Source organism: Arthrobacter sp. Soil761, assembly GCF_001428325.1.
Taxonomy (GTDB): domain Bacteria; phylum Actinomycetota; class Actinomycetes; order Actinomycetales; family Micrococcaceae; genus Arthrobacter.
This window is the reverse complement of sequence record NZ_LMSF01000023.1, coordinates 334,651-356,827: the sequence shown is the minus strand read 5'-3', so window position 1 is coordinate 356,827 and position 22,177 is coordinate 334,651. Positions and strand designations below refer to the sequence as shown.

The 22,177-nt window shown below is 66.6% G+C and carries 21 protein-coding genes; 9 read left to right on the top strand and 12 right to left on the bottom strand.

Going from position 1 to position 22,177, the window contains the following annotated elements; genetic code table 11:
* Window positions 1-128 precede the first annotated feature (128 nt).
* The 3 genes from ASG79_RS13775 to ASG79_RS13765 all read right to left on the bottom strand — a co-directional run bounded on the left by ASG79_RS13775 (window position 129) and on the right by ASG79_RS13765 (window position 2,197).
* Window positions 129-752 (bottom strand): LysE family transporter, encoded by a 624-nt coding sequence (locus ASG79_RS13775; protein WP_018769997.1) that lies wholly within the window; start codon window positions 750-752, stop codon window positions 129-131.
* 70 nt (window positions 753-822) lie between these two features.
* Window positions 823-1,641 carry a methyltransferase domain-containing protein gene (locus ASG79_RS13770; RefSeq protein WP_056391909.1) on the bottom strand — a complete coding sequence of 273 codons (819 nt, stop codon included), beginning with the start codon at window positions 1,639-1,641 and terminating at the stop codon, window positions 823-825.
* A gap of 49 nt (window positions 1,642-1,690) precedes the next feature.
* Window positions 1,691-2,197 carry a MarR family winged helix-turn-helix transcriptional regulator gene (locus ASG79_RS13765; protein ID WP_056392093.1) on the bottom strand — a complete coding sequence of 169 codons (507 nt, stop codon included), beginning with the start codon at window positions 2,195-2,197 and terminating at the stop codon, window positions 1,691-1,693.
* A 185-nt stretch (window positions 2,198-2,382) separates the two neighbouring features.
* On the opposite strand from ASG79_RS13765, the gene ASG79_RS13760 reads away from it, so the two are divergent.
* Window positions 2,383-4,584 carry an MMPL family transporter gene (locus tag ASG79_RS13760; protein WP_056392092.1) on the top strand — a complete coding sequence of 734 codons (2,202 nt, stop codon included), beginning with the start codon at window positions 2,383-2,385 and terminating at the stop codon, window positions 4,582-4,584.
* Window positions 4,585-4,614: 30 nt separating this feature from the next.
* Here the strand turns inward: ASG79_RS13760 and ASG79_RS13755 are convergent, their stop codons facing one another.
* Window positions 4,615-5,544: an NAD-dependent epimerase/dehydratase family protein gene (locus ASG79_RS13755; protein WP_056391908.1), complete on the bottom strand. Its 930-nt coding sequence runs from the start codon at window positions 5,542-5,544 to the stop codon at window positions 4,615-4,617.
* A gap of 125 nt (window positions 5,545-5,669) precedes the next feature.
* On the opposite strand from ASG79_RS13755, the gene ASG79_RS13750 reads away from it, so the two are divergent.
* The 7 genes from ASG79_RS13750 (at window position 5,670) to ASG79_RS13720 (ending at window position 11,885) form a co-directional block, all read left to right on the top strand.
* Window positions 5,670-6,422 carry a TetR/AcrR family transcriptional regulator gene (locus ASG79_RS13750; protein ID WP_056391907.1) on the top strand — a complete coding sequence of 251 codons (753 nt, stop codon included), beginning with the start codon at window positions 5,670-5,672 and terminating at the stop codon, window positions 6,420-6,422.
* Between the two features lie 90 nt (window positions 6,423-6,512).
* The gene (locus ASG79_RS13745; RefSeq protein WP_056391906.1) at window positions 6,513-6,947 is read left to right on the top strand and encodes a hypothetical protein; all 435 of its coding nucleotides are present in this window, start codon (window positions 6,513-6,515) and stop codon (window positions 6,945-6,947) included.
* A gap of 232 nt (window positions 6,948-7,179) precedes the next feature.
* Window positions 7,180-9,057, top strand: a complete 1,878-nt coding sequence (gene dnaK / locus ASG79_RS13740) for a molecular chaperone DnaK (protein ID WP_018770004.1) — start codon at window positions 7,180-7,182, stop codon at window positions 9,055-9,057.
* A gap of 3 nt (window positions 9,058-9,060) precedes the next feature.
* Window positions 9,061-9,759: a nucleotide exchange factor GrpE gene (locus ASG79_RS13735; RefSeq protein WP_056391905.1), complete on the top strand. Its 699-nt coding sequence runs from the start codon at window positions 9,061-9,063 to the stop codon at window positions 9,757-9,759.
* 109 nt (window positions 9,760-9,868) lie between these two features.
* Window positions 9,869-10,840, top strand: coding sequence for a DnaJ C-terminal domain-containing protein (locus tag ASG79_RS13730; RefSeq protein WP_026265889.1), 972 nt, complete (start codon window positions 9,869-9,871; stop codon window positions 10,838-10,840).
* A gap of 15 nt (window positions 10,841-10,855) precedes the next feature.
* The gene (locus tag ASG79_RS13725) at window positions 10,856-11,281 is read left to right on the top strand and encodes a heat shock protein transcriptional repressor HspR (RefSeq protein WP_018770007.1); all 426 of its coding nucleotides are present in this window, start codon (window positions 10,856-10,858) and stop codon (window positions 11,279-11,281) included.
* A gap of 217 nt (window positions 11,282-11,498) precedes the next feature.
* On the top strand, window positions 11,499-11,885 hold the full coding sequence (locus ASG79_RS13720; protein ID WP_018770008.1) for a hypothetical protein: 387 nt from the start codon (window positions 11,499-11,501) through the stop codon (window positions 11,883-11,885).
* A 61-nt stretch (window positions 11,886-11,946) separates the two neighbouring features.
* Here the strand turns inward: ASG79_RS13720 and ASG79_RS13715 are convergent, their stop codons facing one another.
* The gene (locus tag ASG79_RS13715; protein WP_056391904.1) at window positions 11,947-13,356 is read right to left on the bottom strand and encodes an aldehyde dehydrogenase family protein; all 1,410 of its coding nucleotides are present in this window, start codon (window positions 13,354-13,356) and stop codon (window positions 11,947-11,949) included.
* 344 nt (window positions 13,357-13,700) lie between these two features.
* On the opposite strand from ASG79_RS13715, the gene ASG79_RS13710 reads away from it, so the two are divergent.
* A complete protein-coding gene (locus ASG79_RS13710; protein ID WP_056391903.1) occupies window positions 13,701-13,937 on the top strand; it encodes a hypothetical protein in 237 nt (78 codons plus the stop codon).
* Window positions 13,938-13,998: 61 nt separating this feature from the next.
* Here ASG79_RS13710 and ASG79_RS13705 read toward each other — a convergent pair whose 3' ends face one another.
* The 7 genes from ASG79_RS13705 to ASG79_RS13675 all read right to left on the bottom strand — a co-directional run bounded on the left by ASG79_RS13705 (window position 13,999) and on the right by ASG79_RS13675 (window position 22,002).
* Window positions 13,999-15,501: an NAD-dependent succinate-semialdehyde dehydrogenase gene (locus tag ASG79_RS13705; protein WP_056391902.1), complete on the bottom strand. Its 1,503-nt coding sequence runs from the start codon at window positions 15,499-15,501 to the stop codon at window positions 13,999-14,001.
* Window positions 15,502-15,524: 23 nt separating this feature from the next.
* Entirely contained in the window at window positions 15,525-16,346 is an 822-nt protein-coding gene (locus ASG79_RS13700) for an HpcH/HpaI aldolase family protein (protein ID WP_186447761.1), read from the bottom strand.
* Window positions 16,331-17,116 (bottom strand): 2-oxo-hept-4-ene-1,7-dioate hydratase, encoded by a 786-nt coding sequence (hpaH, locus tag ASG79_RS13695; RefSeq protein ID WP_056391900.1) that lies wholly within the window; start codon window positions 17,114-17,116, stop codon window positions 16,331-16,333. The genes ASG79_RS13700 and hpaH overlap by 16 nt, the downstream gene beginning before the upstream one ends.
* Window positions 17,117-17,118: 2 nt before the next feature.
* Complete coding sequence (gene hpaD / locus ASG79_RS13690; RefSeq protein ID WP_018770014.1) at window positions 17,119-18,204, bottom strand: 3,4-dihydroxyphenylacetate 2,3-dioxygenase; 1,086 nt, start codon at window positions 18,202-18,204, stop codon at window positions 17,119-17,121.
* 100 nt (window positions 18,205-18,304) lie between these two features.
* A complete protein-coding gene (gene hpaE, locus ASG79_RS13685) occupies window positions 18,305-19,816 on the bottom strand; it encodes a 5-carboxymethyl-2-hydroxymuconate semialdehyde dehydrogenase (protein WP_056391899.1) in 1,512 nt (503 codons plus the stop codon).
* A 64-nt stretch (window positions 19,817-19,880) separates the two neighbouring features.
* Complete coding sequence (locus ASG79_RS13680) at window positions 19,881-20,546, bottom strand: GntR family transcriptional regulator (protein ID WP_056391898.1); 666 nt, start codon at window positions 20,544-20,546, stop codon at window positions 19,881-19,883.
* Window positions 20,539-22,002 (bottom strand): fumarylacetoacetate hydrolase family protein, encoded by a 1,464-nt coding sequence (locus ASG79_RS13675; protein WP_056391897.1) that lies wholly within the window; start codon window positions 22,000-22,002, stop codon window positions 20,539-20,541. The genes ASG79_RS13680 and ASG79_RS13675 overlap by 8 nt, the downstream gene beginning before the upstream one ends.
* Between the last annotated feature and the right edge of the window lie 175 nt (window positions 22,003-22,177).

Genomic DNA, 22,177 nt, shown 5'->3' with positions numbered 1-22,177 from the left:
AGCATGCGCGCTTCCGAACGCTCTTGGCTAGCCGCCTGTTCACAAAGTTTTACGGGTTTGTAAAGATGCATGACTAACGCCCGAATGGGTACGTCACACGCTGGTGCCGAGTTTGGTGGGTACCTGGTTCAGTGGATCAGGGCCAGCAGGATACCCACACCCACGAACAGGACACCGAACACCCTGCTGAGGACCATTTGGCCCTGTTCCGTGTTGGTGAAGCGCTGGAATGACCTGGCAGCCGCCGCAAAGAAGAACCACATCACCAGGATGTCGATGACAACGATTGTTGCCGTCAACACGGCGTACTGGGTGAACAGGGGCAGGTCGGGCCGGATGAACTGGGGAGTGAAGGCGAGGAAGAACACGATCGCCTTCGGGTTCAACAGGTTGACCCAGAAGCCGCGCCGGAAAATGGACCACGCGGGTTCGTTGCGAAGGGCAGCTGCCTGCTCCTGGGCCACCGTGGGCTTGCTCAGGAACTGGCGGATGCCCAGGTACACCAGATAGGCCGCGCCCGCGTAACGGATCACGTTGAAGGCAAGGGGGGAACTGGCCACCAGCACCCCGACGCCCAGGGCCACGATCAGGACGTGCACCATCAGCGCAGCCTGCTGGCCCAGGATTCCCCAGATGGACCGGCGGAACCCCGCGTTCAGCGAGTTGCTCATGGTGTTGATGGCCCCGGCGCCCGGGGTGAAGCTGATCAGGGCGCCGGCACCTGCCAGGGCCAGCCAGAGGGAAAATTGCACTGAACAATCCTACGGTGGCAATTGGCTGCCCCTTTTTCAGTCCCTGTGCTGCTGTCTGGGCAACCAGGGATCAGGCCCGGGCGATGACCTCACCGTTCGGGATCAGGAACCATCCGTCGTCCGTGGAGCCCCAGCGGTGCCAGCCCGCAGAGATACGGGCAAGGTCGGCCGGGTTGGCGAACCCGTACTCCAGCGCCTGCTCGGCGAAGGCTGAGTGGAGCACCCGCTCACCCCAGACGCGCGCCTGCCAGCGCCGCTGCTGCGCGGTGGCGTAAAGCCAGTTGCTGCTGGTGGGGGCGACGTCGGTGAATCCCGCAGCCTGTGCCCAGCTGACCAGCCGCCGCCCGGCGTCGGGTTCTGCACCGTTCCGGCGGGCAATCCGCTGGTACAGGTCCATCCACTCGTCCAGTTCCGGAATGGCGGGGTACCAGCTCATGCCGTGGAAGTCGGCGTCGCGCACTGCCACGATGCCGCCGGGCTTGGCCACCCTCCGCATCTCCCTGAGGGCCTCAACGGGATCGGTCAGGTGCTGGAGCACCTGGTGGGCATGGACGACGTCGAACGTTTCGTCGGCGAAGTCGAGGTCGTAGATGTTGCCGGCAACGAATTCAACGTTGGGTACTTCCCGCTCGGTGGCGAGGGCCTGCGCCTGGGCGATGATGTCAGGTGAGCGGTCCAGGCCCGTGACCTTGCCGGGGCTGACCAGGGCGGCGAAGTCGCAGGTGATGGTGCCGGGGCCGCAGCCCACATCGAGCAGCGACTTACCAGGCGTGAGGTGCGGGAGGACAAACGCCGCGGAGTTTTCGGCGGTACGGGCGGCATGGGCGCGGACCACCGATTCGTGGTGGCCGTGCGTGTAAACGTCGTCTTCAGGCTGCTGCGCACTCATAACCAAACGCTACCCCCAACCTGCATTGCACGAGCGGATTGCCTGCGGGCTACGCGGACTCGCTCCGGGCAGCCACCGTGGCCTCCACCATTGCGGTCATAAAGCGTGTGACTGTTTCCAGCTCGTCTTGCGAGAAGTCCGCCATGGCGCTGCCCATGTGCTGGGCCAGGGGAGCGAAGACAGCGCCCCCGTCCTGGAAGGCCTTGGGGGTCATCTTCAGCTGGACCTGGCGCCGGTCCGTGCTGTCCCGCTCGCGCACGATATGCCCCGAGTGGTCCAGTCGGTCGATGAGGGCGGTGGTGGCAGGCGAGCTCAGGTTCAGCTCTTTGCGCAGGACCCCGGGCGTCACCACGCTCCCGGCGGCCGTGTGCCGCATGATGACGGCGAGGGCATTCATGTCCGTGCGGTGCATGTCCTTCCTGCCGCCGGCGACATCCACATAGCGGTTGGCCTCCATGGTGAACTCCTGCAGGAGGCGGATCAGCGGGTGTGGCGGACCACCGGGAGGGCCGCCGGATGGTCCTGGTGCCGCGCCAGCTGACGTCTTGCGTGCCATGCCCACCTCCCTGCCTTCCTGGTTCCACGCCCACACTTCCGTCCGGCCGTACTGACGGATATTACTGCAGGCCCGGCATTCGTCCCCTACCTGCCGAAAAAAGCTTGGCAGCCACTTATCTCTATGGTGGAGATAATCTATGCTGGAACAAATACTACTCCGCCCGCTTATCGATGGAAGGCGCCATGAACCGCAATAAAGTTGCCAAGGAGCGAGTCCCTTTCTGGCTGCGCTGGCTGGTCCCTGTCGTCCTGGTGCTGACCTGGCTGGGTCTCGCCGGGGTCGGCGGCCCCACCTTCGGCCGGTTGGAGGAGGTCTCCTCCAACGACCAGGCGTCATTCCTGCCCGCCAGCGCCGAGGCCACCGAGGCGCAGGACTGGCAGGCAAAGTTCCGGGACTCGGATGAGGTCCCGGGGATCATCGTCATCGAGAAAAGCGAGGCTTTCACTCCCGCCCAGCTGGGGGAGCTGGCCACGCTCAAGACCAGCCTTGAAGACCTCAAGCTGGGCAGCACGGTGATCGGCCCGATTCCCTCCAAGGACGCCAAGGCGGTGCAGTTCGTGGTCCCGGTCGGGTCCTCGGTTGAGCTCAAGGATGCGGTCAAGGAACTCCGCGGGACTGTCACAGAAGCGGCCCCGGCAGGTGCCCAGACCTTCGTGACCGGCCCCGCCGGCCTTGCCGCCGACCTCACCGCAGCCTTCGGCGGCATTGACGGCATCCTCCTGCTGGTGGCCTTGTCCGCGGTGTTCGTCATCCTCCTCATCGTTTACCGGTCCCTGCTGCTGCCCATCATGGTGCTGCTGACCTCCGTGTTTGCCCTGTGCGCAGCAATCCTGCTGGTGTTCGGCATGGCCAAAGCCGGCTGGATCCAGCTCAACGGCCAAAGCCAGGGCATCCTCTCCATCCTGGTAATCGGCGCGGCCACGGACTACGCCCTGCTGTTCGTGGCACGCTTCCGGGAAGCGCTCACCCACACCACCAACCGCACCGCGGCTGTCCTGAACGCCTGGAAGGCGTCCTTCGAGCCCATCCTGGCGTCCGGCGCCACCGTGATCATCGCGCTGCTGTGCCTGCTCTTCTCCGACCTGAACTCCAACAAGGCACTGGGACCGGTGGCGGCCGCAGGCATCCTGTGTGCCCTGTTCGCAGCGCTGACCCTGCTGCCCGCGCTGATGGCCCTGCTGGGCCGGGCAGCCTTCTGGCCGTTCCGTCCCAAGCTCCTCCCTGCAGACCAGCGTGAACCCGAGCTGGTTACGGGCCTGGAAGGCCAGAAGGGGCTGTGGCGTGCCACCGGTTCGCTGGTAGCGCGGCGGCCCAGGACCGTCTGGGTGGCTTCGGTCCTCCTGCTGCTGGTTGCGGCAGGCGGCCTGTTCCAGCTGAAGGCCAACGGCGTACCGCAGACCGACGTCATCCTCACCGCCTCCAACGCCGTCGACGGCCAGGACGCACTGGCCCGCCATTTCGACGCCGGCAGCGGCAGCCCCGCCGTCGTGATTGCTGACCAGGCCAAGGCCGCCGAGGTGCTGGACCGCGTGAAAGCGGACGACGGCGTGGGCGAGGCCTACCTGCTGGGCCCGGGCAGCGTCCCCATCACCGGAGCCCCCGGGGCTCCCAGCGCCCCGGACGTCCGCGAAGGAAAGGTGATCATCAACGCCACCCTCAACGACGCGGCGGACTCGCTGGAAGCGGAGGAAACCGTCAAGGCGCTGCGGGCCGGGGTGAAGGCCGTCGATCCCGGCGCTCTGGTGGGCGGCGTCACCGCTACGGCGCTGGACACCAACACCACCGCCCAGCACGACCTGGTGGTCATCATTCCGGTGGTCCTGGTGGTGATCCTCTTCATCCTGATGCTGCTGCTGCGCTCGATCGTGGCCCCGGTCCTGCTGGTGCTCTCCGTGGTGCTTTCCTACGCGGCGGCGCTCGGTGTGTCGGCCTTTGTCTTCAACAACATCCTTGGCTTCCCGGGCGCGGATGCGACGGTTCCGCTGTTTGGCTTTGTGTTCCTGGTGGCCCTGGGCGTGGACTACAACATCTTCCTGATGAGCCGGGTCCGTGAAGAGTCGCTCAAGCACGGCACCCGGCCCGGCATACTCCGTGGCCTGGTGGTGACTGGAGGGGTCATCACCTCCGCGGGCGTGGTGCTCGCGGCCACATTTGCAGCGCTTGGCGTCATTCCCATCATGTTCCTGGTGCAGCTGGCGTTCATAGTGGCGTTCGGTGTGCTGCTGGACACCGTTCTGGTGCGCTCGCTGCTGGTGCCGGCCCTGGCCTACGACATCGGACCGAAGATCTGGTGGCCCAGCAAGCTGGGGCGCGCGGACGGCGGGAATGCAGCCCGGCCGCGGGAGCCCGGCGTCGAGCCGCTGGAAGAAGTGCCCAGCCGCTGACCCTGCGCCAAAGCGCTAAACCTCGGAGCACTAACCCTGCTGCCGCCACCAGTCCACGGTGGCGGCAGCAGCCGTTTCCAGCGGAGTCGGACCGACTTCCAGGGCAGCCTGGGACGCGGCCGAGTCCATGATGAACGGCCGCTCAAACTGGTACAGCATCTCGGCCAGCTCGCGGGCGTCGGTTGAGAGCATCCCGGCGGTGCGGAGGGTCCAGCCGGGCAGGGTGCGCACCTTGGGCGCCGGCCGTCCTGCCGCGGCGGCGAAGGCGTGGGCCAGCTCCATCTGGGTAAGGGCCGGACCCGTGGGGGCGTGCCATACGGCATTCCAGGCGGAGGGCCTGTCCGCCGCCGCGATCATCGCCGTGGCCAGGTCCGGGACGTACGTGAACGAGTGCGGCTGCCGTGAGCTGCCCACCACGCTGACGTTCTTCCCCGCCAGGATGGGCACCACCATGCGCTCCCCGCCGTGCGCCATCCGGACGCGGGGACCAAAAAAGTCGCCTGCCACCACGCTCACCGTTGGCGTTGTGGCGGCCTCGCGGGCCCGGAGCAGCTCCGTCCGCACCCCGCGTTTGCCGCCCGCAGCGTGGCGCGGGCTGCCCTCCGTCATCACGCTGTCCGGCTCGCTGTAGGAGTAGAGGCTTTCCGGGAATACGACGACGGCACCCGCTTGGTGCGCCGCAGTGAGGACCGCCTGCTCGGCGGCGGGAAGCTCCGCCCGCCATGCCGCGGCGGTGTACGCCGAGCCGTGGATGCAGTGGAAGACTGCCCGGGCGCCGGCCAGGGCTGATCGCAGAACCTCGGGATCCTTCGCATCACCGGCCATGAGCTCGATCAGCGGGTGCTGTGGTCCGCTGCCCGACCGCGTGAGGACGCGCACCTGCCGTCCCAGGTCTGCCAACTGTTCGGCCACCGTCCACCCCACCGGTCCCGCTCCGGTTACTACGTACACATCTGCCATTGTGGCCTCCTTGTTCCTTTCCGAGAGCACCGCTCTCGGGAAACAGCATGACCCCATACGCCGGCTAAGTCAAGAGCGGTGCTCTCTTTTGATTCCGGCGCTCTCGTTTATGGCATGCTGGACCCGTGACTGACGTCGAAAAAACAGCCGGCACTGTTGTCCGCCCCCTCACCCCGCGGCAACGGGCAAGGGCGCAAACCGTGGCGGATATCGTCCGCCTGGGGCGGCAGCACCTGGCAACGCACGGTGCGGCCGCTCTCTCCCTGCGGGCGGTGGCGAGGGACCTCGGGGTGGTGTCCTCCGCGGTCTACCGCTATGTGGAGAGCCGGGACGAGCTCCTGACCTTGTTGCTGATAGACGCCTTCGGCGAGCTTGGGGACGCGGTGGACGCCGCCGTCGCCCAAGCGCCGGAGGATGACCACACTGCCCGCTTCCGGGCGCTGGGCCGCGCGGTCCGGGAATGGGCCCTGCGCGAGCCTGCCAGCTACGCGCTCCTTTTTGGCAGCCCCGTGCCCGGCTACAGCGCCCCGGCGGAGCGCACGACGGGCCCGGGCACCAGGGTCATCGTCAGCCTCATCGGCATCCTGGACGCAGCTTCCCGGGCAGGGCAGCTGGCAGTTCCGGCCGAAGGCGCACCGCAACTGCCGCCAACCCTGGGCAGGGACCTTGCCGCCATCCGTTCCGAGTTTGGCCTGGACCTTCCGGAGGAACTGGTGGCGAGGGGTGTCCTGGTGTGGAGCTCCCTCTTTGGTGCGGTCAGCTTCGAGGTGTTCAACCAGTACGGGCCGGATACCTTCCATGCGCCCGCTGACCTCTTCGACCATCACCTCGCCGTCCTGGCAGGCATCGCCGGCCTGCCGGCAGGGGCCTCCCGATAGGTGCCGGCGAAGCCCTGTTGGTGCGCGCGGGCCGTCGATAGACTGCCAGTGCGCCCGCATGGACGCGGAGCCTCGAAGGAGAGATGCACCATGACCGAGAACCCTGAAGTTGCAGCCGAGGAGCCCCGCAAGGGAAGCAGCGCACCCGGACTGGAGGGTGAAGGCGGGCAGTACGTGGATGGTGACTATGGCGATGCCGGAGCCGTGGAAAGGCCGGCGGGTGAACGGGACGACCAGTATCCGGAAGGCAACTACGGCGATGCCGGAACAGTTGGGGCCCCTGCCGGAGGTGCGGGCGAAGGCGGGCAATACGTGGACGCGGACCATGGCGCCGCCGGTACCGTCAACGGGCCCGGGCGGGACCTTGCCGACGGCGAATACGAGGAAGGCGACTACGGGGAGGCCGGCACAGCCGGCGGCGCCCGAACAGAGGAGGCCGTGCGTGAAGGGCTTACCGACCGCCAGGTCCAGGCGACGGCGGAAGAGCGCGGCCCGCTGCACGGCGATCGGGACACGGAGCGCTGAGTAGCCCGGCGCCGCGTTCTCCTAAAGCGAACCCGCCTTCCGGCGTCGTAATTCTGCGCGCAAAAGCCCGGAAATCCAAGGAATACCGCGGCTGTTATCCGGCGCGGCTCCAAAGTTGAGCGGACTGCACTCAACTTTGGATTGACATCGGTGGCGCCCTGAGTAAAGTTGAGTGCAGAACGCTCAATGCTTAGGGCGCCAACCAGTTTCCAAGGAAAGAAGGAAGCAACACATGTCACGTGCAGTAGGTATCGACCTCGGAACCACCAACTCCGTCGTCTCCGTTCTCGAAGGTGGCGAGCCCACCGTTATTGCCAACGCCGAGGGTGGCCGCACCACGCCGTCGGTCGTTGCATTCTCCAAGTCCGGCGAGGTCCTGGTTGGCGAAATCGCCAAGCGCCAGGCCGTCAACAACATCGAGCGCACCATCGCTTCAGTCAAGCGCCACATGGGCACCGACTGGAAGGTGGACATCGACGCCAAGAAGTACACCCCGCAGGAAATTTCCGCGCGTATCCTCATGAAGCTGAAGAACGACGCCGAGTCCTACCTGGGTGAAAAGGTCACCGACGCCGTCATCACCGTCCCGGCCTACTTCAACGACGCCGAGCGCCAGGCCACCAAGGAAGCCGGCGAAATCGCAGGCCTGAACGTCCTGCGCATCGTCAACGAGCCCACCGCCGCGGCACTGGCCTACGGCCTCGACAAGGGCAAGGAAGACGAACTCATCCTGGTCTTCGACCTCGGTGGCGGCACCTTCGACGTCTCCCTGCTGGAAGTCGGCAAGGACGAAGACAACTTCTCCACCATCCAGGTCCGCGCCACCGCCGGTGACAACCGCCTGGGCGGCGACGACTGGGACCAGCGCGTCGTTGACTACCTGCTGAACCAGCTCAAGGTGAAGGGCATCGACCTCTCCAAGGACAAGATCGCCCTTCAGCGCCTCCGCGAAGCAGCTGAGCAGGCCAAGAAGGAACTCTCCTCCTCCACCAGCACCAACGTCTCGCTCCAGTACCTCTCCGTCACCCCCGACGGCCCGGTCCACCTGGACGAGCAGCTGACCCGCGCCAAGTTCCAGGACCTCACCAAGGACCTGCTGGAGCGCACCAAGAAGCCGTTCCACGACGTCATCAAGGAAGCCGGCATCAAGCTCTCCGACATCAACCACATCGTGCTGGTGGGCGGTTCAACCCGTATGCCCGCCGTCTACGACCTCGTGAAGGAACTGGCCGGCGGCAAGGAGCCCAACAAGGGCGTGAACCCGGACGAGGTCGTCGCAGTCGGTGCAGCCCTGCAGGCCGGCGTGCTGAAGGGTGAGCGCAAGGACGTCCTCCTGATCGACGTCACCCCGCTGTCCCTCGGCATCGAAACCAAGGGTGGCGTGATGACGCACCTGATCGAGCGCAACACCGCCATCCCCACCAAGCGGTCCGAGACCTTCACCACGGCGGATGACAACCAGCCGTCCGTGGCCATCCAGGTCTTCCAGGGCGAGCGCGAGTTCACCCGCGACAACAAACCGCTGGGCACGTTCGAACTCACCGGCATCGCCCCGGCACCGCGCGGTATTCCGCAGATCGAGGTCACCTTCGACATCGACGCGAACGGCATTGTGCACGTCTCCGCCAAGGACAAGGGCACCGGCAAGGAGCAGTCCATGACCATCACCGGTGGCTCCAGCCTCTCCAAGGAAGACATCGACCGGATGGTCCGCGACGCCGAGGAGCACGCAGCCGAGGACAAGGCGCGCCGCGAGGCAACCGACACCCGCAACACGGCCGAGCAGCTTGCCTACTCCGTGGACAAGCTGATCGCCGACAACGCGGACAAGCTGCCCGAAGAGGTCAAGACCGAGGTCCAGGCCGACGTCGACAGCCTCAAGAAGGCCCTTGAGGGCACCGACGACGCCGCTGTGAAGTCCGCGTTCGAGAAGCTGCAGGCTTCCCAGACCAAGCTGGGCGAGGCCATCTACGCCCAGGCCGGTTCGCCGGACGGCGCAGGCGCTGCAGGTGCTGCAGGTGCTGAAGGTGCCGCCGGAGCTTCGGCAGGTTCCAAGGACGAGGACATCGTCGACGCCGAAATCATCGACGAAGACGAAGCGAAGAAGTAACCCATGCCGCACCACGGTAACGAGGAAGAGCACAACACATCCGCAAGCCAGCAGAACACGCAGGGCAACGGCCAGGAGCCCGTCATTCGGGACAACCGCAAGGTTGACCCGGTGACCGGGCAGGCCCGGCACCCCGGGGGCGGCCAGTCCGCTCCGGGGGCCGGTTCCCGGGCCGGGGCAGCAGATTCCGACGGCGACGCGCTGGCCCAGGCCGAGGAGATTCTCAACGGCGTGGACGTGCCGGCCGAGGAATCCGTGGCCCAGGGTGCGCCCGCAGGGTCCGCCGGCGCCGAGGCAGCCGAACTGCGCAACGACCTGCTCCGCCTTCAGGCTGAGTACGTCAACTACCGCAAGCGCGTTGAACGCGACCGTGCCGTGGCAGGGGAAATGGCCGTCATCGGCGTCCTGAATTCCCTGCTCCCGGTTCTGGACGACGTCGACGCCGCACGGCAGCACGGTGACCTCACCGACGGCCCCTTCGCCGCGATCGCCACCAAACTGGAGAACGCGCTGAAGACCTACGGCCTGGTCCGCATCGACGAAACCGGCGTGGAGTTCGATCCCACGATCCACGAAGCCCTGATCCAGCAGCCCGGCGAGGACATCGAGGTTGACACCGTCAGCCAGGTCCTCCGCTCCGGCTACAAGTCAGGCGACCGTGTCCTCCGCGCAGCCCAGGTGATCGTGGCCGTCCCGGCTTAGTTGCCCCTCGCCTCCGCGGATGAGGGGGTCCCGCCCGGGCCCCCTCATCCGCTCCGGCGTTCAGCGGTAATCTCGCCCTAACGCTTTTGTACTTTGAAAGGAAACGCCATTGGCTAGCCAGGATTGGGTGGACAAGGACTTTTACAAGATCCTTGGTGTTGCCAAGGACGCTTCCGACGCCGACATCAAGAAGGCCTACCGGAAGCTTGCGCGGCAGCACCACCCTGATACGAATGCGGGGAACGCCGCTTCCGAGAGGAAGTTCAAGGACATCTCCGAGGCTTATTCGGTGCTTTCGGATCCGGATGAGCGCCAGCAGTATGACGCCATCCGGGCCATGGGCAGCGGGGCCCGCTTTGCTCCCGGCGGCGCCGGCGCCCCCAACGGCGGGTTTGAGGACATGTTCGGCGGCCTGTTCACCGGCAATACCGGACGGCACGCCGGTGGTTTCAATCCCTCCGCCGGCGGCATCCCGCCCGAGTTCGCCGACCTCTTCGGCGGCTTCGGCGGCGCCCCCGGATTCCAGCGCGCCCCGCAGAAGGGCGCCGACCGGACCGCGTCGACCAGCATCTCCTTTGCCGGCTCCATCCGCGGCACCACCATCGGCCTGCGTGAACCCAGCGGCGAGGTCATCGATGTCCGGGTTCCCGCGGGTATCAAGGACGGCCAGAAGGTCCGCGTGCGTGGCAAGGGCCAGCCCGGTCCCGCCGGCAATGGTGACCTGGTGGTCTCCGTGTCGGTCCAGCCACATGCGTTTTACACGCGCGACGGCGACAACCTCCGGATCCACGTCCCCGTCACCTTCCCGGAGGCTGCTTTGGGCGCGGACATCGAAGTTCCCACCATCGACGGCGACAAGGTCAAGGTCCGCGTCCCGGCAGGCACGCCGTCCGGCCGTACCCTGCGGGTCAAGGGCAAAGGCGTCAAGACGCCCAAGGCCACCGGCGACCTGCTGGTGACGATCGACGTCGCGGTTCCCAAGAATCTCAACAAGGACGCCGAAGCTGCGGTCAAGGCGTTCGCCGAGGCCACGTCGTCGGCGGACGTTCGCGAGGGCCTGGCAGCCAAGGCCCGGCTCTAGGCGCGGAGGTGAGGCGTGGACATCAATGCTGACCAGCCGATCTTTGTGATTTCGGTGGCGGCAGAGCTGGCGGACATGCACCCCCAGACCCTGCGGCAGTACGACAGGCTTGGCATCGTCAAGCCCAGCCGTGCCCCTGGAAAGTCCCGGCGCTATTCGCAGCGTGACGTGAACATGCTGCGGGAAGTGCAGCGGCTGTCGCACGAAGGTGTGTCGCTGGAGGGGATCAAGCGCATCCTGGAACTCGAAAACCAGGTGGCAGCCCTCCAGAGCCGGATCGCTGAACTCACCGAGGAACTCGGGCGGCGGCCGCGTTCCGTGGATTCGCGCATCTTCGCCGCCGGCGCCGCGGGCGATGTGGTGAGCCTGGCCCGTGGCCAGCGCCCACGGCCCCGGTCACAGGCGGTCATGCTGTGGCGGCCCCGGGCGATCGGACAATAAGTGCCCTCGGACAATAACCGGATGCCGGAGAGCAGGTAGCGTTTTCCCGGTGCCCCGGACAAATATGAGTACCCGCTACTCGTGACGGAAAAGCCCCCTGGAATTTGAATGGAACCATCGCCGGATCAGCGGCGATGGTTCCGCAATTTCTGGGGGTTTTCGTGTTTAAGGTTCTCAGCGAAGCTGCTTCAACCCGGGTCCGGCCATGAGCCCGGGGATGGAATCCGTGGCCGCGTTCAGCAGCTCCTTGCCGGGGCAGATCCTGCTGGCCATCGGGCAGACCATTGTTGTGGTCTGCGTCTGCTTTGACATGGTCCGTGAATTGTCCGTCCCGCGGTCCCACCGGCGTTACGTGGCCAGCACCGTCTTCCGTACCCTGGCGATCCCGTCGATCGTGGCCAATGCCATGACCGTCTTCATCGCCCTGGTGGTGTCCTCCTGGGTGGACGTGGTGATGGGCATGTTTGTCCTGGTGGCCATTGTTTTCCGGTTCCACCACAACCAGGACGAGGACAACTGGTGGAAGGGCAAGGGCAAGAAACTTGCCCGGTGGGCCCGCCGGCAGTTCGCCGGCCGGACGTCCACGGCCCCGGCCATGGGGTAGCGCCGCGAAGCCCCGGGAGCCCGGCGCCGGCAACCTTGCGTGCCGGGCTCCCGCGTCAACATCAGCCGTTGATCACCTGCGGTACGCCCAGGGCCTTGAGGCCCTCCACGCCGAATTCCACGCCGTAGCCGGACTGCTTGGCGCCGCCGAACGGGATGCGCGGGTCCACGGCGCCGTGCCGGTTGATCCACACGGTTCCGGCCTGGATGCGGGCCGCGACCTCCCGGGCTGCTTCCAGGTTGGGGGACCAGACGGAGGCGCCCAGGCCGACGTCGAGCCCGTTCGCCTTTTCCACCGCCTCGTCGATGCTGCTGTAGCGGATGATCGGCAGGGCGGGGCCGAACTGTTCCTCGGCCACCAGCGGGTTGTCGTTGTCGATGTCCGCCACCAGGGTGGTGGGGTAGAAGTAGCCGGGCTGGCTGGTATCCGGGTTCCCGCCCAGCAGGACGCGTGCCCCGGAAGCCTTGGCCGCCTCCACGAGGGTGGCCACGACGTCGTACTGCGCCTTGTTCTGCAGCGGTCCCAGCACGTTGTTCTCGTCCAGGCCGTTGCCCATGGGCATCTGCTTGGCGACCGCCACGAGCTCGTCACAAACGGCGTCGTAGATGTCGTCGTGGACGTAGAGGCGCTTGAGCGCGGCGCAGGTCTGGCCGGTGTTGAGGAAGGCGCCCCAGAAGATGTCCGTGGCGATGGCCTTGGGGTCGGCGTCGGGCAGGACAATGCCGGCGTCGTTGCCCCCAAGTTCCAGGGTGAGCCGCTTGACGGTGTCGGCGGAGGACTTGATGATGGCGCGGCCGCCGGCGGTGGAGCCGGTAAACATGATCTTGCCGATCGCCGGGTGGTCGGTGAGGCGGGCGCCCACCTCGCGGCCGCAGGACACCACGGACAGGATGCCTTCGGGGAGTTCCTCGTTGAGGACCTTGACCAGCGCCAGCACGGAGAGCGGAGTGTTGCCGGAGGGCTTGACGACGACGGTGTTGCCCATGCGCAGGGCCGGCGCCAGCTGCCAGACGGCGATCATCATGGGCCAGTTCCACGGACCGATCGCCCCGACCACGCCGATGGGCCGGTAATGCAGCTCGGCGCGGGTCTCACCGTCGTCCACGATGGTTTCCGGTTCCAGCGGCAGGCCGGCCGTGGCGCGGAGCCAGGCGACGCAGGCGCCCACTTCGAAGCGGGCGTTTGGACCGTTCAGCGGTTTGCCCTGCTCGCGGGAGAGCAGCTGGGCGAGTTCCTCGGCGGAGCGTTCGACGGCGTCGGCTGCCTTGAGCAGCGCGGCGGACCTTGCGTCGTGGCCCAGGGCAGCCCAGGCTGGCTGCGCGGCCACGGCTGCGGCCACGGCGCTTTCCAGGTAATCGCGGCTGTGGACGGGGGCTTCGCCTACCGGTTCGCCCGTGGCCGGATTGAGGATGGTCCGGCCAGTGCCGGCAGCGGGGGCAATGGAGGCAAGAAGTGCATCGTACGTTTCCAAGGGATACTCCACATCGAGTAGGCGAGGACGCCAGCCGGTCGGCGTAGCGGGTTACTCCCCAGTTTGGGTGAGTGCCCGCCCCCGCTCTTGTGTTTGTGCGCAGGACTGTTGGCGGAGAGGGAACGGCGTAAAAATCGGCCCGCCTTATTGTGAACTTGTCAGATTAAGCCTTAGGGTGGGGATCAGGCCGGCGAAGCCCTCGAGAACCGCCGGGTAACTCCTCCCCGGATCCAGGCAAACGACCCCGTCAAACGCCCAGCAGCGGTACCGCGGCCCTTATTGCGCCACGGCGCACAGGTGCTGGGTTTTGCGTCGTCGACGCCCCCGACAAGCAGGAGAACACCATGACCGTGGAGTCCGAGCTCACTGAAGCGCCCGCAACAGCACCTACCGACATCTCCCGAGGGGGCAGCTACGTTACGTTGCCACCCGGATCGGAGGTATCGCCGAAGCTTGAGGGCAGCTACGTCACGGTGCCCGGAGCCCTTCCCGGACATGGCAACAGGGCCCAGGGCACGTACGTGACACTTCCCGCGGCGCCGGCGGGGGCGACCGAGATCAGCTACACCCGCGTCGGCTGACCCGCGTCAAGAAGCACCTGCCACCCTTTCGACCAGGGCGGCAGGTGCTTCTTCCCCGCGGTTACCCGGCGTAGGGGTCGGCGATGCCGATGTATTGGGTGGTGGTGTATTCGGCGATGCCTTCGGAGCCGCCTTCGCGGCCCAGGCCGGATTGCTTGACGCCGCCGAAGGGTGCGGCGGCGTTGGAGATGACGCCGGCGTTGAACCCGACCATGCCGAATTCGATCTGTTCCGCGACGCGCAGGAGGCGGTTGAAGTCGCGGCTGTAGAGGTAGGACGCCAGACCGTATTCGGTGTTGTTGGCGAGCCGGATGGCGTCTTCCTCGGTGCTGAAGGTGGTCACCGGGGCTACGGGGCCGAAGATTTCCTGGCCAAGGATCGCCGCGTGGTTGGGCACGTTGGCCAGGACGGTGGGCTGGTAGAAGTAGCCCGGTCCGTCCACCGGTGCGCCGCCGGTCACGGCCACTGCTCCGGCGTCGACGGCGGCGCTCACCAGTGCATGCACCTCATCACGGGCGCCCGCGTCGATGAGGGGTCCCACCTGGGTGGCCGCCTCGGTGCCGCGCCCGGTGTGCAGGGCGCCCATGGCGGCGGCGAACTTCCGGGTGAACTCCTGCGCCACGGATTCGTGGACCAGGAACCGGTTGGCCGCGGTGCAGGCTTCGCCCATGTTCCGCATCTTGGCTGCCATGGCCCCTTCGACGGCCTTGTCCAGGTCGGCGTCTTCGAAGACGATGAACGGCGCGTTCCCGCCGAGCTCCATCGAGGTGCGCAGCACGTTCTGCGCGGCGTCTGCCATGAGGCGCTTGCCGACGGGGGTGGAGCCGGTGAAGGAGACCTTCCGCAGCCTTGAGTCCTTCAGGAGCGGGCCGGAAATCCCGGACGCGGAGGAGGATGCGACGACGTTGAGGACCCCGGCGGGAAGGCCGGCGTCGAGCATGGTCTGGGCGAAGTACTGCGCCGTGAGCGGGGTGAGCTTGGCGGGTTTGAGGACCATGGTGCAGCCGGCGGCGATGGCGGGGGCGACCTTGCGGGTGGCCATGGCGAGCGGGAAGTTCCAGGGGGTGATGAGCAGGCAGGGGCCCACGGGTTTGTGCTGGACCAGGATCTTGTTCCTGCCCTCCGGGGTGGTGAGGTAGCGGCCGTAATCGCGGACGGTTTCCTCCGCGAACCAGCGCAGGAACTCCGCCCCGTAGGTGACCTCACCGCGGGCCTCGGCCAGCGGTTTGCCCATTTCCAGGGTCATCAGCAGGGCGAAGTCCTCGGCCCGCTCGGTCACCAGGTCGAAGGCCCGCCGGAGGATCTCCGCCCGGGTCCTAGGTGCGGTGCGCGCCCAGGACGCCTGCACGGCGTCGGCTGCATCGAGTGCGGCAATGGCGTCTTCGCTGGTGGCGGAGGCGAGGGTGGCGAGCACCTCCCCGGTGGCGGGGTCGTGCACATCGAACGTGCCGCCGTCGGACGCCTCGCGCCACTGACCGTTGATGAGCAGGCCGGTAGGGACGGAAGCCAGGAGCGAGGCTTCATGCTCCGGCGAAAAGGCAGGGGAGATCGCAGAAAGTGTCATGGGAAGTCCTTAGGAAGGGAAGGTCAGTAGCTGGCGGGGGTGTCGCCGTCGGCGTGGGGAATGTACTTTGCTGCGAGGGCCTCGGAACCGCGGGCGAGGAGTGCGACGTCGGCGCCCACCAGGATGAAGTCCGCGCCGTTGGCGAGGTAGTGCTCGGCCGTGGCGGGAGCGAAGGCGTTGACGCCCCCGGGTTTCCCGGCCGCCTTGGCAACGGACAGGCAGTGTTCGACGGCGGCGCGCACCTCGGGGTGTTCCTGCTGTCCCAGCAGGCCCATGGAAGCGGCGAGGTCGGAGGGGCCCACGAAGATGGCGTCCACACCGTCCACTTTGAGGATGTCCTCCACAGCCTCGACGGCCGCCGTCGATTCAATCTGGACGGTGACGCTGATGGTCTCGCTGGCCCGGGCGAGGTAGTCCGGGACCCGGTTCCAGCGTGCGGCGCGGGCCAGGGCCGAGCCCACGCCGCGGGCGCCGTAGGGCGGATAGCGGGTGGCAGCAACCGCCGCCTCCGCTTCCGCCACCGAATTCACCATGGGGATCAGCAGGTTCTGAACCCCCAGGTCCAGGTACTGCTTGATCACCACCGTGTCATTCACCGGCGGCCGGACCACGGTGTGGACCGGGTAGCCATGGATGGCCTGGAGCTGGGCGAGGATGGACTCGAGGCCGTTGGGGCTGTGCTCCGCGTCCACCAGCAGCCAGTCCAGCCCTGCCCCCGCGCAGAGTTCGGCGACCAGCGGGCTGCCGGAGCACACCCACATCCCGGCGAGCGGGCGGCCTGCCTTTCCCTTTTGCTTTTGCGCAGCCAGGGCGGAGCGGAAGGTGTCTTCTATTCGAAACGGCATGTCACAGCTCCCAGGGGTCCGTAGTCGGCGTGGACGGTGTCGCCCTTGTACACCCACAGTGGGCGGGTGAACGAGCCGGCCAGGATGATGTCGCCTGCCTTGAGCGCGTCGCCGTGGGCGGCGATCTTGTTGGCCAGCCAGTGCACGCCGTTGGCGGGATGGTCCAGCACGCCCGCGGCCACGCCGGTTTCCTCCACGGTCTGGTTCTTGTAGAGGATGGCGGAGACCCAGCGCAGGTCAACGGCGTCCGGCTTGACCGGGTTGCCGCCGATCACCATGGCGCCCATGGCGGCGTTGTCCGAGATGGTGTCCACGATGGTCCGGCCCTCCATCTCGATCCGGGAGTCCAGGATTTCGAGGGCCGGAACCACGTAGTCGGTGGCCTTCAGGACATCAAAGATGGTCACGCCCGGGCCCTTGAGTCCGTCCCTGAGGACGAACGCCAGCTCCACCTCCACGCGCGGGTGGGTGTACTGGTCCCACCGAACGGAGCAGCCGGTCTCCAGCACCATGTCATCGAAGATGGCGCCGTAGTCCGGTTCGGTGATGCCGGTGGCGGCCTGCATGGCCTTGGACGTGAGGCCGATCTTGCGCCCCACCAGGGTCCGGCCGGCGTCCTCGTTGCGGCGCCGCCACAGCTGCTGCACCGCGTAGGAATCCTCCACCGTCATCTCCGGGTACCGGGCGGTCAGGCGGGGGACAGGGGTGCGGGTCCGGCCGGCTTCCACCAGCTCGTCCGCGATGGCCTCAATCGTCGTGGGCTCCAGCATGGCTAGACCTGGACTCCCAGCTTGAAGCCCGTCCGGTCGCCTTCGGGCGAGCCGTCCTTGCGGGTGTAGGAGAAGCCGTCGGCGCCCACCGTGACCGCCATCTCGGACTTTTCCTCGCGGACGATGACCGGCTGCGGGTTGCCGTCCAGGTCCAGGACCAGGGAGGCCTCGGTGTACCAGGAGGGGACCACGGGGTTGCCCCACCAGTCGCGGCGCTGGTTGTCGTGGACGTCCCAGGTGATGGTGGGGTTGTCCGGGTCGCCGGTGTAGTAGTCCTGGGTGTAGATCTCAATGCGGTGGCCGTCCGGGTCCAGGATGTAGAGGTAGAACGCGTTGGACACGCCGTGGCGGCCGGGGCCGCGTTCGATCCGGTCGCTGATGCGCAGGGCGCCCATCTTGTCGCAGATCTGGATGATGTTGTGCTTCTCGTGCGTGGCGAACGCGACGTGGTGCATGCGGGGGCCGTTGCCGCCGGTCAGGGCGGTGTCATGGACGGTCTGCTTGCGGTGCATCCAGGCGGCGTAGGTGACGCCGTCGGCATCCTTGATGTCCTCGGAGACGCGGAAGCCCAGGTCCTCCAGGTACTTGCGGCCGCGCGGGACGTCCGGGGTGACCTGGTTGAAGTGGTCCAGGCGGACCAGTTCACCGGCGGAGTAGAGGTCGTAGCGCTGGGTGAGCCGCTCCACGTGCTCCACGTCGTAGAAGAACTCGTACGGGAAGCCCAGCGGGTCCTCCACTCGGACGGAGTCGCCGATGCCTTTGGTGAAGCCTTCCTTGCGGCGCTCCACCCGGCAGCCGAGCTCCTTGTAGTAGGCCTCGGCGGCATCCACCTCGGCCGGGGACTTCACCCGGTAGGCGAAGGCGGCGACGGCGGCGATGGGTCCCTTGCGGAGCACCAGGTTGTGGTGGATGAATTCCTCCAGGGAGCGCAGGTAGATCGCGTTCTCGTCTTCCTCGGTGACGTGCAGGCCCAGGACGTCGACGTAGAACTCGCGGGACCTGGCCAGGTCGGTGACCACGATCTCCATGTAGGCGCAGCGGACGATGTCCGGTGCCGGGACGGTGGGGGTGGGAACGAAGTTGGTCATGATGGTCTCTCTTCTTTGAAAGGGGGCTTCTTCCCCAACTGACTGGCAGTTGTTGTCGTTTTGAGGCCTCAAAACGACAACAAGTGCGAGCTGGTTGGGTTCAGGCGCCGAATTTGGGGGTGTGGACGGTGCCGAGCGTGATGTGCACGGCCTGCTGGTCGGTGTAGAAGTCGATGGAGCGGTAGCCGCCCTCGTGGCCCAGGCCGGAGGCCTTGACGCCGCCGAACGGGGTGCGCAGGTCGCGGACGTTGTGGCTGTTCAGCCACACCATGCCGGCCTCGACGTTCTGCGAGAAGTTGTGGGCCCGGGTCAGGTTCTGGGTCCAGATGTAGGCGGCCAGGCCGTACTTGGTGTTGTTCGCCAGGGCGAGGGCCTCGTCGTCGTTCTCGAACGGGGTGATGGCCACGACGGGTCCGAAGATTTCCTCCTGGAAGATCCGGGCATCGGGCGCGACGTCGGCGAACACCGTGGGTGCGATGTAGTTGCCTTCGGGCAGGTGGCCGGGGCGGCCGCCGCCGGCCAGGAGCCGGCCTTCGGACTTTCCAATCTCCACGTAGGAGGCCACCTTGTCGTAGTGCTCGGGGTGGACCAGGGCCCCCACTTCGGTCTTGGGGTCATGGGGGTCACCCACCACGATGTTCTTTGCCCGGGCGGCGTACTTTTCGCAGAATTCGTCGTAGATGGCGCGCTCCACCAGGATGCGTGAGCCGGCGGTGCAGCGCTCCCCGTTGAGGGAGAAGACCCCGAACAGGGCGGAGTCGATGGCGGCGTCCACGTCGGCGTCGGCGAACACGACGCAGGGGGATTTGCCGCCGAGCTCCATGGACAGGCCCTTGAGGTTGGCCGCGGCGTTGCGGAAGATCGTCTGGCCGGTGGTGGTCTCGCCGGTGAAGGAGATCAGCGGGACGTCCGGGTGCTTGACCAGGGCGTCGCCGGCCTCCTCGCCCAGGCCGTTGACCAGGTTGAAGACGCCGTCCGGCAGCCCTGCATCCTTGAAGATGGTGGCCCACAGGGAGGCGGACAGCGGGGTGAATTCGGCGGGCTTGAGGACCACGGTGTTGCCGGTGGCCAGCGCCGGGGCGAGCTTCCACGACTCCAGCATGAAGGGGGTGTTCCACGGCGTAATCAGGCCGGCGACGCCGATGGGCTTGCGGTTGACGTAGTTGATCTGGGAGCCGGGGACCTTCATGGCGTCATCGAACTGGGCCACGATCAGGTCGGCGAAGAACCGGAAGTTCTCCGCAGCGCGGAGGGCCTGGCCCTTGGCCTGGGTGATCGGCAGGCCGGTGTCGAACGTTTCGAGTTCGGCGAGCCGGGCTTCCTGGGCCTCGACGGCGTCGGCAATCCGGTTCAGGACACGGGCGCGTTCACGGGGCTTCATCCGGGGCCACGGGCCGTTCACGAATGCTTCACGGGCGGCCGCGACGGCGAGCTCGATGTCTTCCTTCTGCCCGGCCGCGGCGGTGGCGTAGTTGCGGTTGGACACCGGGTCCAGGACATCGAAGGTCTTGCCGGAGATTGAGTCCACGAACTTGCCGTTGATGTAGTGCTGGATGTGGCTGGGCAGGTCATCCGGAACGTAGTGCTTGGTGGTTTCTACTGAGGTCGTCATCGTTGAAGTCCTAACTGTGGTCTCTTCGTACAAGTGGTCGCGTCGTACAACTGGTCTTTTCGTACTAATTGGTTTGGGCGAGGTAAGCGTCCAAGGTCGCCGTGCGGTGCCGGCGGGCTGCCTTCTCGATGTCGTCGGCATCGGCACCGGACTCGATCAGCTTCAGGAGTTCCTCATGTTCCTCCACCGAGTCGCGGGCCCGGCCGGGGACGAAGCGGAAGGTGGAGGACCTGAGTGCGGCCAGCCGGTTCCAGCCGCGGTGTACCAGGTCCAGGATGTGCGGGTTGGGGCAGTGTTCGAACAGGACGCTGTGGAAGTCCTGGTTGAGCTGGGTGAAGCGCACCGGATCGAAGTGCTCCAGGCACTGGCGCATTTCCTGGTTCACGGCACGGGCCCGGGCAATGGCCTGGCCGTCGATCAGCGGTGCGGAGAGTGCCGTGGCGGCACCTTCCACGATGCTGAGGGTCTGCATGGTGTAGAGGTATTCGGTGGGGTCGATGCCTGCCACCGTGGCGCCGACGTTCCGTTCAAACGTCACCAGTCCCTCGGCTTCAAGCCTGCGGATCGCTTCCCGGACCGGAACCACGCTGAAGCCCAGGTCCTTCGCTATGGCACCCAGGACCAGCCGGTAGCCGGGAGTGTAGGTGCCTTCCACGATCCGTGCCTTGACGGCCTGGTACGCCTGTTGGGACTTGCTGCCGGGAGTGGCTGCCACGGCGGTTTCAGTCATGGCGGTTGCCTGCCCATTCCTTGTACCGGGCCTGCCATTCGGCGTTCATCGGGTAGAGGCCGTCCACGCTGTTGCCCTGCTTGACCATCTCGAAGATGAAGGTTTCCTCCTTTTCCTGCTGGATGCAGTCCTCAACGAGTTCTTCGGCGATGGCGGGCGGGATGACCAGGATGCCGTCGGAGTCGGCCACGATGATGTCGCCGGGCTGGACGGTGGCTCCGCCGCAGGCGATGGTGATGTCCGTGTCCCACGGGATGTGTCGGCGGCCCAGCACGGCGGGGTGCGGGTTGGCGAAGTACGTGGGCATTTCCAGGCCGGCCACCGCGGTATAGTCGCGGACGCCGCCGTCGGTGATGATCGCTGCCGCGCCGCGGACCTGGGCGCGCAGGGCCAGGATGTCGCCCACGGTGCCGGTGCCCTTTTCGCCGCGGGCTTCCATGACCAGGATTTCGCCTTCGTTGACGGAATCGATGGCCCGTTTCTGGGCGTTGAAGCCGCCGCCATGGGTCTTGAAGAGGTCTTCCCGGTTGGGCACGTAGCGCAGGGTCCGGGCCAGTCCCACCACGCGCCGGTCCGGGCGGGTGGCCTGGAGGCCGTCGATGCTGACGTTGTTAAGGCCGCGCTTGCGCATCTGGGATGACAGGGTGGCGGTGGCGACCGACTCGAGCTTGGCTTTCAGTTCCGGGGTGAGGGCGCTGTCAGGAGCAGGGAGCCCTGCGGCTTCGCGGGATCCGTAGGCCTCCTCCCGCTGCAGGTCGTCAACCTTGGGCTGGGCACCAAAGTCCGCGAACGCCGTCGTGCCTTGCTCAACGGTGGTGACCAGGCGTCCGGTGGTGAGGGTGCCATCAATCGTGCCCGCCTCAACCTCCAGGACGTCGCCCGGTGCGGCCACGGAGGCGCCGGCAGGGGTGCCGGTGAGGATGATGTCGCCCTCCTCGAGGGTGAGGAGCTGGGACAGGTCCGCCACCAGCCGGGCGAAGGGGAAGAGCAGGTCAGCGGTGGTGTCGTCCTGGACCAGTTCACCGTTGTGCCAGGTGCGGATGCGAAGTTTGGAAGGGTCGACGGCGTCTGCCGGAAGAAGTGCCGGGCCTACGGGGGTGAACCCGTCCCCGCCCTTGGACCGGAGGTTGGAGCCCTTGTCCGCGTAGCGCAGGTCGTACACGCCGAGGTCGTTGCTGGCGGTGACGGCGGCAACGTGGCTCCAGGCCTCCTCGACCGTGACGCGGCGGGCGGCCTTGCCGATGATGAGCGCAATCTCGCCTTCGTAGCCGAGCAGTTCGCAGCCGGCCGGGCGCTCCACGGGGCTTCCGCTCAGCGCCAGCGAGCTGGAAGGCTTGAGGAAGTAGGACGGTTGGGCCGGGGTGCGGCCACGCTGGGCGGCCCGGCTGGGGTAGTTGATGTGCACCGCGACCACCTTGCGTGCTGCTGCCAGGGTGTCGCCGTTGACCTGCTCCAAAACGTCTCCTCATCAGGTACGAAATCGTATACGATCACTATCCATAGATTTGCAGCTTCCGTCAACCCCCTTGTTTCGGCTGTTTTTGCGGCACTTCCGGAGCCACTTGTCGCCCGCGTCACAACCGGCGTACAGTGGAAAACAAGTTTAGAGTTTTCGATTATCGAATCTACTG

Bases quoted from the DNA above. Each gene is read 5' to 3' on its own strand.
- ASG79_RS13770 (WP_056391909.1), bottom strand. From the start codon at position 1,641: ATGAGTGCGCAGCAGCCTGAAGACGACGTTTACACGCACGGCCACCAC.
- ASG79_RS13765 (WP_056392093.1), bottom strand. From the start codon at position 2,197: ATGGCACGCAAGACGTCAGCTGGCGCGGCACCAGGACCATCCGGCGGC.
- ASG79_RS13760 (WP_056392092.1), top strand. From the start codon at position 2,383: ATGAACCGCAATAAAGTTGCCAAGGAGCGAGTCCCTTTCTGGCTGCGC.
- ASG79_RS13755 (WP_056391908.1), bottom strand. From the start codon at position 5,544: ATGGCAGATGTGTACGTAGTAACCGGAGCGGGACCGGTGGGGTGGACG.
- ASG79_RS13745 (WP_056391906.1), top strand. From the start codon at position 6,513: ATGACCGAGAACCCTGAAGTTGCAGCCGAGGAGCCCCGCAAGGGAAGC.
- dnaK (WP_018770004.1), top strand. From the start codon at position 7,180: ATGTCACGTGCAGTAGGTATCGACCTCGGAACCACCAACTCCGTCGTC.
- ASG79_RS13735 (WP_056391905.1), top strand. From the start codon at position 9,061: ATGCCGCACCACGGTAACGAGGAAGAGCACAACACATCCGCAAGCCAG.
- ASG79_RS13720 (WP_018770008.1), top strand. From the start codon at position 11,499: ATGGAATCCGTGGCCGCGTTCAGCAGCTCCTTGCCGGGGCAGATCCTG.
- ASG79_RS13710 (WP_056391903.1), top strand. From the start codon at position 13,701: ATGACCGTGGAGTCCGAGCTCACTGAAGCGCCCGCAACAGCACCTACC.
- ASG79_RS13705 (WP_056391902.1), bottom strand. From the start codon at position 15,501: ATGACACTTTCTGCGATCTCCCCTGCCTTTTCGCCGGAGCATGAAGCC.
- ASG79_RS13700 (WP_186447761.1), bottom strand. From the start codon at position 16,346: ATGCCGTTTCGAATAGAAGACACCTTCCGCTCCGCCCTGGCTGCGCAA.
- hpaH (WP_056391900.1), bottom strand. From the start codon at position 17,116: ATGCTGGAGCCCACGACGATTGAGGCCATCGCGGACGAGCTGGTGGAA.
- hpaD (WP_018770014.1), bottom strand. From the start codon at position 18,204: ATGACCAACTTCGTTCCCACCCCCACCGTCCCGGCACCGGACATCGTC.
- hpaE (WP_056391899.1), bottom strand. From the start codon at position 19,816: ATGACGACCTCAGTAGAAACCACCAAGCACTACGTTCCGGATGACCTG.
- ASG79_RS13680 (WP_056391898.1), bottom strand. From the start codon at position 20,546: ATGACTGAAACCGCCGTGGCAGCCACTCCCGGCAGCAAGTCCCAACAG.